Origin of the sequence: Kitasatospora sp. NPDC058965 (genome assembly GCF_042741245.1) — a bacterium.
GTDB lineage: Bacteria > Actinomycetota > Actinomycetes > Streptomycetales > Streptomycetaceae > Kitasatospora.
In genome coordinates this window covers 1-9307 of sequence record NZ_JBHYKG010000125.1, presented here as the reverse complement: position 1 = coordinate 9307, position 9307 = coordinate 1, and the positions used below count along the sequence as shown (strand labels likewise).

Here is a 9307-nt window from a genome sequence, read left to right as displayed (position 1 = left end):
TCCGCGCGGGCCGGTTATATCTTGGTGGTGAAACATCCCCCCCGCGGGGTGTGGGCCTCCCGGCGGGGGGCCCCCCACAACCCCGGGGTGCAGAACCTGGTCGAGGTGCTGGCCGGCGACGAGAGCCTGGGCGACGAACTGGGCCAGCTGCGCCAACGCGGCTTCCCGACCGCCGGGATCGCGGTGCTCACGTTCGACGACCCCTGGTCCGCCGTGGAACCAGGGGTCGCCAAGCTGGTCAGCTACTGGGTGCCGCCCAGGGACTGACCGGCGTCACTCGGCCGGGGTGCCGTGCAGCTCGTCGGCAGCCTCGACCTCTTCGCGGGTGATGCCGAGCAGGTAGAGCACGGTGTCCAGGAACGGCACGTTCAGCGCGGTGTCGGCGGCCTCGCGGACCACCGGCTTGGCGTTGAACGCCACGCCGAGGCCGGCCGTGTTGAGCATGTCGAGGTCGTTGGCGCCGTCGCCGATCGCCACCGTCTGCTCCAGCGGGACCTTGGCCTGCTCGGCGAACCGGGTCAGCCAGCGCGCCTTGCCCGCCCGGTCCACGATCTCGCCGGTGACCCGGCCGGTGAAGCGGCCGTCCGCCACCTCCAGGGTGTTGGCGGCCGCGAAGTCCAGCCCGAGCAGCTCGACCAGGTAGTCGGTCACCTGGGTGAAGCCGCCGGAGACGATGCCCACCTGGTAGCCGAGCCGCTGCAGGGTGCGGATCAGGGTGCGGGCGCCCGGGGTGAGCCGGACCTCGGTGCGGACCTTCTCCACCACCCCGGCGTCCAGGCCGGCCAGCAGCGCGACCCGGGCCCGCAGCGACTCGGCGAAGTCCAGCTCGCCGCGCATCGCGGCGGCGGTCACCTCGGCCACCTCGGCCTCGCAGCCGGCGTGCGCGGCGAAGAGCTCGATCACCTCGTCCTGGATCAGGGTGGAGTCCACGTCCATCACCACCAGGCGCTTGGCCCGCCGCTCCAGCCCGGCCGCGACCACCGCGACGTCCATCTGCTGGGCGGCCGCCTCCACCGCCAGTGCGGCGCGCAGCCGCTCGGTGGCCACGCCCGAGACCGCCAGCTCGACCGCGGTCACCGGGTACTTGGCGAGGCGGAAGACGCGGTCGATGTTGCCGTTCAGCTCGGTGACCCGGGAGGTCAGCGCGGAGACGGCGGCCGCGGTCAGCGGGTGGCCGAGCACGGTGACGTGCGAGCGGCCCTCGGCGCGCGGGCGGTTGTCACCGGTGCCGGAGATGATCTCGGCCTGGAGCTTGTGGTCCTCGGCCCACTTGTGCACGGTGGCGCGCAGCGCGCCCTCCGCGCCGGGGGCGCCGCCGGCCGGCGGGGTGACCAGGGCGCAGAGCGTTATCCGGCCCCGGGTGACGACCTGTTCGATGTCGATCACGTCGACCTCGAAGCCGGCCAGCGTGGCGAACAGGCCGGTGGTGATGCCGGGACGGTCCTTGCCGAACACCTTGACCAGCAGGGTGCGCTCGTCGTCGGGCCGGGGCTGCGGGGGCTGCGGGGGGGACGTGTTCATGGTGACGCCCACGCTACCGGGCCGCGGCGGCCGGAACAGGATGCCGTCCGCACCGTGGACGGGGTCGGGCCAGGCGGCGCCCCGGTGGTGCGGACGGGAACGTTGCCGCCTGGTCACAGTCCTCGGGCCCGGCTTTCCGGGCTCTCGGCCGAGCTGGAATGATTACCCCCCGTCAGACGCGATATTCCTCACTCCCCGAGAACGGGGAAGCCATCGGGGGACCGAGAGAGCGGGGCAGGCGGACAGTGCCGCAACTCGTACTTGAGATCAACGGGCAGCACCGGACGTTGGAGCCGGGACAGTCCTACACCATCGGGCGGGATCCGCAGGCGGACTTCCCCTTCGACGACGCCAGGGTCTCCTGGCGGCACGCCACCATCTCGTTCAACGGCGCCGCCTGGCAGCTGGAGGACCACGGCAGCACCAACGGCACCTTCGCCGGCGGGGCGCGCACCCAGCACGTGCAGCTCCACCCCGGCACGGTGCTCACCCTGGGCAACGCCGAGAACGGTCCCCGGCTCGCCTTCGCGGCGCCGGCCGCGGCGCCGCCGAGCGTGCACGAGGCGGAGACCCACCGCCACCAGACCCCGGCCGCGCAGGGCTGGCAGCAGCCGGCCCAGCCGGCGGCCTACCAGCAGCAGTACCAGCAGCAGCCGCAGCAGGTGCAGCAGCCGATCCCGCACCAGCAGCAGTACCAGCAGCCGCCGGTCCAGGCCTACCAGCAGCAGGCCCAGGCCCAGCCGCCGGCCTATCAGCAGGCCGCCCCGGCGCAGGACTTCGGCCGCGGGGTCGGCGGCGGCGCGGGCAGCGGCAGCGAGCGCAACCCCACGATGATCCGCAACCTCACCGCCGGGATGCGGATCATCCGGATCGGCCGCGCGCTGGACAACGACATCGTCGTCTCCGACCTGCAGGTCTCCCGGCACCACGCGGAGCTGCGCCAGCTGGCCGACGGCCGGTACGAGATCGTCGACCTCGGCTCGCACAACGGGATCTTCGTCAACGGCCAGCCGGTGCAGCGCCAGCTGCTCGGGCCGCAGGACCGGCTGACGGTCGGTCACTCCTCCTTCCAGCTGGTCGGCGACCAGCTGCAGGAGTTCATCGACAACGGCCCGGTCTCCTTCTCGGCGCACCACCTGACCGTCGAGGTGGAGCACAAGGGCGCCAAGAAGATCCTGCTCAACGACGTCAGCTTCGGCGTCCCGGAGAAGTCGCTGATCGCGGTGATCGGCCCCTCCGGCTCCGGCAAGTCCACCCTGCTGCGCGCGCTGACCGGCTACCGCCCGGCCGACCGCGGCGAGGTGCTCTACGACGGCCGCAACCTCTACAAGCAGTTCGCCGAGCTGCGCCAGCGCATCGGCCTGGTGCCGCAGTCGGAGATCCTGCACAAGGAGCTGACCGTCCGCACCGGCCTGAAGTACGCGGCCCAGCTGCGCTTCCCGGGCGACACCGAGCCGGAGGAGCGCAACCGCCGGATCGACGAGGTGCTCTACGAGCTGCGCCTGGACAAGCGCGCCGAGAACCGGATCACCGCGCTCTCCGGCGGCCAGCAGAAGCGCGTGTCGGTCGCCCTGGAGCTGCTCACCAAGCCCTCGCTGATCTTCCTGGACGAGCCCACCTCGGGCCTGGACCCGGGCATGGACCGCGAGGTCATGCAGATGCTGCGCGGTCTGGCCGACGACGGCCGGACGATCCTGGTCGTCACCCACTCGGTGGCCGAACTCGCGCTCTGCGACCGGCTGCTGGTGATGGCGCCGGGCGGTTCGGTGGCCTACTTCGGCCCGCCGGACGAGGCGCTGCACTTCTTCGGCTACGAGACCTGGGCGGACGTCTTCCAGGCGTTCGAGAACTACCCGGACCACGACTGGGCCGGCCGCTACAAGGGCTCGGTGCACTACCAGCAGTACTCCGCGGACGTGGACGCGGTGGCCGTGCAGCAGGCGCCGGTGCAGCACCAGCCGATCATCCCGCCCAAGCCGCAGAGCTGGGGCTCGCAGCTGTGGACGCTGATCCGCCGCTACCTGTCGGTGATCGGTTCGGACAAGGGGTTCATGGCGCTGTCGGTGCTGCTGCCCGCGGTGCTGGGCGTGGTCTCCACCGTGGTGCCGGCCAGCTACGGCCTGCAGCCCAATCCCAGGGGCGGCTCCAACAACGCGGCCGGCACGATCATGCTGGTGCTGGCGATCGGGGCCTGCTTCTCCGGCGCGGCCAACTCGGTCCGTGAGCTGATCAAGGAACGGGCGATCTACGAACGGGAACGCGCGACCGGGTTGTCCCGCAGCGCCTACCTGGTCTCGAAGATCATCGTGCTCGGCTTCTTCAGCCTGCTGCAGGGCACGATCATCGCGGCGGTCGGCTTCTCCACCCGCAAGCTGCCGACCGAGGGCCTGATCATCAAGGGCGCGCCGGCGATCGAGATGGCGATCGGCATCATCCTGCTGAGCTTCGCCTCGATGATGTTCGGCCTGGTGATCTCCGCGCTGGTGAAGACCGCCGAGAAGACCATGCCGCTGCTGGTGATGTTCGCGATCATCCAGGTGGTCTTCACCGGCTGCCTCTTCCAGCTCTTCGACAAGGCCGGCCTGGCTCAGTTCGCCTGGCTGATGCCGGCCCGCTGGGGCGTCGGAGTGGTGGGCACCACGGTGGACCTCGGGCACCTGATGATCCTGGACCCGGCCCACATGAACGAGCACGACGGCCTGTGGACGCACAGCGTGGCCCAGTGGTCGATCGACGCCGGGATGCTGGTGGTGCTGTCGACCGCGCTGGCCTTCCTGGTGCTGCGGCTGCTGCGCCGGCACGAGCCGGAGGTCATGCAGAAGGGCTGACGCGTCCTCACCTGCACCGATGCGGGCGGTACCCCCGAACGGGGGGTACCGCCCGTCTGCGTATCTCACAGATGAGATATCGTCTCGCCATGGCAGATGACTACCTCATGCGCATCGGCAAGCTCATCCGCGACGCCCGCAAGCACCGCGGTTGGACGCAGGCGGAGTTGGGCACGGCGCTCGGCACCAGCCAGAGTGCGGTCAACCGGATCGAAAACGGTGGCCAGAACATCAGCCTTGAGATGATCGCTCGGATCGGTGAGGCGCTGGACAGCGAGATCGTCTCGCTCGGCTACGCCGGTCCGATGCACCTGCGGGTGGTCGGCGGGCGTCGGCTGTCCGGCTCCATCGACGTCAAGACCAGCAAGAACGCCTGCGTCGCGCTGCTCTGCGCCTCGCTGCTGACCACCGGTCGGACCACGCTGCGCCGGGTGGCCCGGATCGAGGAGGTCTACCGGCTGCTGGAGGTGCTGAACAGCATCGGCGTGAAGACCCGCTGGATCAACGACGGCGCCGACCTGGAGATCACCCCGCCGGCCGAGCTGGACCTGGCCGCGATGGACCAGGACGCGGCCCGCCGCACCCGCTCGGTGCTGATGTTCCTCGGCCCGCTGATGCACCGGGTCGACCGGTTCAAGCTGCCCTACGCCGGCGGCTGCGACCTGGGCACCCGCACGGTGGAGCCGCACATGGCCGCACTGCGCCGGTTCGGCCTGGAGGTCACCGCCACCACCGGCGTCTACCACGCCGAGGTGGACCGCTCGGTCAGCCCGCAGCGCCCGATCGTGCTGACCGAGCGCGGCGACACGGTGACCGAGAACGCGCTGCTGGCCGCCGCCCGGCACGACGGCGTCTCGGTGATCCGCAACGCCAGCCCCAACTACATGGTCCAGGACCTGTGCTTCTTCCTGGAGAAGCTCGGCGTGCGGATCGACGGCATCGGCACCACCACGCTCACCGTGCACGGCCTGGCCGAGATCGGCTGCGACGTGGACTACGCGCCCAGCGAGGACCCGGTGGAGGCGATGAGCCTGCTGGCCGCCGCGGTGGTCACCGGCTCCGAGCTGACGGTGCGCCGGGCGCCGGTGGAGTTCCTGGAGATCGAGCTGGCGGTGCTGGAGGAGATGGGCCTGGACTACGACCGGGGCCCGGAGTACCACGCCGACAACGGCCGCACCCGGCTGGTCGACCTGACGGTGCGCCCGTCCAAGCTGCGCGCGGCCATCGACAAGATCCACCCGATGCCGTTCCCCGGCATCAACATCGACAACGTGCCCTTCTTCGCGGCCATCGCGGCCACCGCGCAGGGCTCCACGCTGATCCACGACTGGGTCTACGACAACCGCGCGATCTACCTGACCGAGCTGACCCGGCTGGGCGCCAACGTGCAGCTGATGGACCCGCACCGGGTGCTGGTCGAGGGCCCGACCCGCTGGCGGGCGGCCGAGATGGTCTGCCCGCCGGCGCTGCGCCCGGCGGTGGTGGTGCTGCTGGCGATGCTGGCCACCGAGGGCACCTCGGTGCTGCGCAACGTCTACGTGATCAACCGCGGCTACGAGGAGCTGGCGGACCGGCTGAACTCGATCGGCGCGCAGATCGAGACCTTCCGCGACATCTAGCGGCCGCCGGGCGGGGCTCAGCTCCCGCCGAGACCGGCGATGGCGGCCTCGATGCCCGCCATCGCCATCTCCAGGCCGGCGTCGAACTGGCGGTTGCGGCTGGTCTCCACCGAGCCGCGGCGGTCGTGGCCGAGCTGCTTCTCCCACTCGGCGTACCGGGAGTCGTGGGCCGTCAGCACGCCCATCAGCTGCTGGTGCAGCTCGTCCTCGCCGGCGCCGGACAGCGTGATCCGGCGGGCCCACTGCGCCTCGTTCAGCGCGAAGCCGTAGGTGTACTGGAAGACCAGGGCGAGCGCGCCGCCGAGCGCGTCGCCGGTCAGCCCGGTGGCGGCGAGGGCGCTGACCGCGCTGGTCGACATCAGCATCGCGTTCGGGCCGATGGCCAGGTAGCGGCCGATCAGCTCGGTCGCCCAGGGGTGGCGCAGGAAGCACCGGCGGTACTGGTGCGCCATCACGTAGACGTGCCGGCGCCAGTCGCCGTGGTCCTCCAGCGGCGGCACGGCCATGTCGCCGAAGGCCGCGTCCAGGGCCAGTTCGAGCAGCTGCTCCTTGTTGTCGACGTACCAGTACACCGACATCGCGGTGACCTCCAGCTCGGCGGCCAGCCGGCGCATCGAGAAGGCGCGCAGCCCGTCGGCGTCCAGCAGGTCGAGCGTGCTGGCGACGATCTTCTCCCGGCTCAGCCCGCTGGGCGCGGTGCCGCGCCCGGGCGGCCTGGGTGGGGCGAGCCACACGCTCACGGCGGGGTCGTGGGGCTGCTCGGCCTTGCCTGCCATGGGCGTCATCTGTCCTTCGGGTCCGGGTACCGCTGCACGGCCGGTCCGCGCCGGGCGGGCGGCCGTGCTGCGATCGTAGAGCCTGCGCCGATCCCGGCGGATCAGCCCGCCCGGACGGGGGCCGGCTCGGCCGCCGGCACCGGCTGCTTGGCCGCCCGGCTCAGCAGCCAGGCCGCCAGCACCCCGCCGACCAGCACCGCGACCGCGCCGATCAGCTGGCTGTCGGTCAGGTTGTCGGCGAACGCGGTGCGCACCTGCGGGGCCCGGTCGGGCCCGGCCGCCGCCAGCGCCCCCGGCAGGGAGCGCGCGGCCGAGTCGGGCAGGCCGGCCGGCAGCGCGCCGGCGAACCCGGCGGTGAGCACCGCGCCGAGCACCGCGACGCCCAGCGAGTTGCCCAGCTCGCTCAGCGTGCCCATCAGTCCGGAGCCGATGCCGGCCTTCTCCGGCGGGATCGAGCTCATGATCGAGCCGGCCATGGCCGGCTGGGCGCAGGCCGCGCCGGCCCCGATCAGCACCAGGCCGAGCAGGATGCCCGGGTAGGAACCGCCGTGCCCGAACTCGGCGATCGCGGCCAGCCCGGCGGCCAGCAGGGACAGGCCCAGCGCGATCGCGACCGGCGGCCGGAGCTTCATGGTCAGCCGCATGCCCACCCCGGTGAGGTTGAGCGCGACCACCGTCAGCGCCATCGGCGCGGTGGCCAGACCCGCCTTCAGCGGGCCGTAGCCCAGCACGAACTGCAGGTGCTGGGTGAGCAGGAAGAGCGAGCCGCCCATGCCGAAGCTGACCAGCACGCCACCGGACATGGCGCCGCGGAACCGGGCGTCGCGGAAGAAGGCCAGGTCCAGCAGCGGGTGCTCGATCCGGCGCTCCCAGAGCACGAAGGCGAGCAGGAAGAGCAGGCCCAGGCCCCCGGCCAGCAGGGTGCGCGGGGCGGTCCAGCCGGCGCCCGGGCCCTGGATGATCGCGTAGACCAGGCCGACCATGCCGGCGGTGGAGAGCACCACGCCCGGCAGGTCCGGGCGCTCGCCGCGCGGGTCCTTGGACTCGGGCACCAGCCGGGCCACCGCGACCAGGCCGACGGCGGCCACCGGGAGGTTGACCAGGAAGACCGAGCCCCACCAGAAGTGGGCCAGCAGGACGCCGCCGATCACCGGGCCGAGCGCCACACCGAGCGAGGCGATCGCGGTCCAGGCGGCGATCGCCTTGGGCTGCTCGTCCTGGTCGAAGGTGCGCACCACGATGGCCAGGCTGGTGGCCAGCAGCAGGCTTCCGCCCACACCCATGCCGGCCCGGGCCGCGATCAGCTCGCCCGGGCTGCCGGCCAGCGAGGCGCCGAGCGAGCCGATGCCGAACAGCGCCAGCCCGATCAGCTGGACCTTCTTGCGCCCGTAGCGGTCGCCCATGCCGCCGGCCGCGATCAGCAGCCCGGCCTGGGCGAGCGAGTAGGCGCCGACCACCCACTGGGTCTGCGCGGTGCTGGCGCCGAGCTCCCGGGTGAGTGAGGGGACGGCGACGTTGAGGATCGTGTTGTCGAGGATCACCACGAGCTGCGCCAGGCAGATCACGGCGAGCACCAGCCAGCGGTCGGGGCGGCGGGCCGGCGCGGGCGGTGGTGCGCTGTCGGACATGCGGGGGTCCCCCTGGAGCAGTCGTCGGCTATACGGTGTAGAAGCGTTGTACACCGTATAGCCGACGCCCGGCAAGGGGTTTCCCGGCGGTCCGGGCTCAGTCCTGACGGCCGGTCAGCTCCAGCCGCCAGTCGTGGCTGCGCATGAACCGCCCCGGCGGGTACTCGAAGTCGCACTCGCCCTGCAGCTCGAAGCCCACCCGGGCGCAGACCCGGTTGGAGGCGGCGTTGTCCACCGACGGGAACGCGTGCAGCCGGCGCGGTGCGCCCTGGCCGGCGGCCCAGGCGGCACCGGCCCGGGCGGCGTGCACGGCGATGCCGCGGCCCTGGAACGGCGGGAGCACGTTCCAGCCCATCTCGAACACCTCCGCCCCCTGCCACCGGCGGCGCACGCAGCCCACGCTGCCGACCGCCTCGCCGGTGTCGGCCAGCACCACCTTGAACATCGCGCCGACGCCCTGCCCGGGGAAGTCCAGGTAGCGCCGGTGGCGCACCAGCAGCGCCTCGGGGCTCTCCGCCCCGCCCACGTGCGCGCGCATCCCGGGGGTGTTGATCAGCCGGAGCAGGTCCAGGTCGCTGTCGGTCCAGAGTTCGAGACGAATCATGCGCTGCACCCTAACGGCCTGCGCGGAGGGCGAAATTCCGGGTGAACCCGGAGCACAGCCGGTACCGTCCCTACTACTGGACGGCACCCTCGGACCGGTCGGGGGACAGGGGGAGTCGAGGGACGGGGGAGAGGGTCGGGGGAATGTCCCAGGACGCAGCGGCCGGCACGCGGCAGCTGATCGCCGACTGGCTGGCCGAGTCGCCGGGTGCGCTGCCGGGCGAGCCGGGCCTGCGGGTGCCGCCGGCCGGCGCGGCCGAGGTGATCGCCGCGGCCCGCCGGATCGCGCTGGGCGCCGGCGGGCCGGGCGGGGCCCGCCCGGCCCCGCACCC

General features: G+C 72.4%; 8 protein-coding genes. 4 read left to right on the top strand and 4 right to left on the bottom strand.

Going from position 1 to position 9307, the window contains the following annotated elements; all coding sequences use genetic code 11:
• Positions 1–87 precede the first annotated feature (87 nt).
• Complete coding sequence (locus ACFW1A_RS21000; protein WP_380410637.1) at positions 88–267, top strand: hypothetical protein; 180 nt, start codon at positions 88–90, stop codon at positions 265–267.
• Positions 268–273: 6 nt separating this feature from the next.
• On the opposite strand, the gene serB is transcribed toward ACFW1A_RS21000, so the two are convergent.
• Entirely contained in the window at positions 274–1521 is a 1248-nt protein-coding gene (gene serB, locus ACFW1A_RS20995; RefSeq protein WP_380410636.1) for a phosphoserine phosphatase SerB, read from the bottom strand.
• A 245-nt stretch (positions 1522–1766) separates the two neighbouring features.
• Here serB and ACFW1A_RS20990 point away from each other — a divergent pair, with 245 nt between their 5' ends.
• The gene (locus tag ACFW1A_RS20990) at positions 1767–4349 is read left to right on the top strand and encodes an FHA domain-containing protein (protein WP_380410635.1); all 2583 of its coding nucleotides are present in this window, start codon (positions 1767–1769) and stop codon (positions 4347–4349) included.
• A gap of 89 nt (positions 4350–4438) precedes the next feature.
• Entirely contained in the window at positions 4439–5968 is a 1530-nt protein-coding gene (locus ACFW1A_RS20985; RefSeq protein WP_380410634.1) for a helix-turn-helix domain-containing protein, read from the top strand.
• 17 nt (positions 5969–5985) lie between these two features.
• On the opposite strand, the gene ACFW1A_RS20980 is transcribed toward ACFW1A_RS20985, so the two are convergent.
• The 3 genes from ACFW1A_RS20980 to ACFW1A_RS20970 all read right to left on the bottom strand — a co-directional run bounded on the left by ACFW1A_RS20980 (position 5986) and on the right by ACFW1A_RS20970 (position 8976).
• Complete coding sequence (locus ACFW1A_RS20980; RefSeq protein ID WP_380410633.1) at positions 5986–6753, bottom strand: TetR/AcrR family transcriptional regulator; 768 nt, start codon at positions 6751–6753, stop codon at positions 5986–5988.
• A 92-nt stretch (positions 6754–6845) separates the two neighbouring features.
• Positions 6846–8372, bottom strand: coding sequence for an MFS transporter (locus tag ACFW1A_RS20975; RefSeq protein ID WP_380410632.1), 1527 nt, complete (start codon positions 8370–8372; stop codon positions 6846–6848).
• A 97-nt stretch (positions 8373–8469) separates the two neighbouring features.
• Positions 8470–8976 carry a GNAT family N-acetyltransferase gene (locus tag ACFW1A_RS20970; protein WP_380410631.1) on the bottom strand — a complete coding sequence of 169 codons (507 nt, stop codon included), beginning with the start codon at positions 8974–8976 and terminating at the stop codon, positions 8470–8472.
• Between the two features lie 143 nt (positions 8977–9119).
• Between ACFW1A_RS20970 and ACFW1A_RS20965 the strand changes: the two genes are divergently transcribed.
• On the top strand, positions 9120–9307 hold a 188-nt coding region (locus tag ACFW1A_RS20965; protein WP_380410630.1), incomplete at its 3' end, for a hypothetical protein.

Excerpts from the sequence above, each read along its gene's own strand:
- ACFW1A_RS20980 (WP_380410633.1), bottom strand. The coding sequence starts at position 6,753 with ATGACGCCCATGGCAGGCAAGGCCGAGCAGCCCCACGACCCCGCCGTG.
- ACFW1A_RS20970 (WP_380410631.1), bottom strand. The coding sequence starts at position 8,976 with ATGATTCGTCTCGAACTCTGGACCGACAGCGACCTGGACCTGCTCCGG.
- ACFW1A_RS20985 (WP_380410634.1), top strand. The coding sequence starts at position 4,439 with ATGGCAGATGACTACCTCATGCGCATCGGCAAGCTCATCCGCGACGCC.
- serB (WP_380410636.1), bottom strand. The coding sequence starts at position 1,521 with ATGAACACGTCCCCCCCGCAGCCCCCGCAGCCCCGGCCCGACGACGAG.
- ACFW1A_RS20975 (WP_380410632.1), bottom strand. The coding sequence starts at position 8,372 with ATGTCCGACAGCGCACCACCGCCCGCGCCGGCCCGCCGCCCCGACCGC.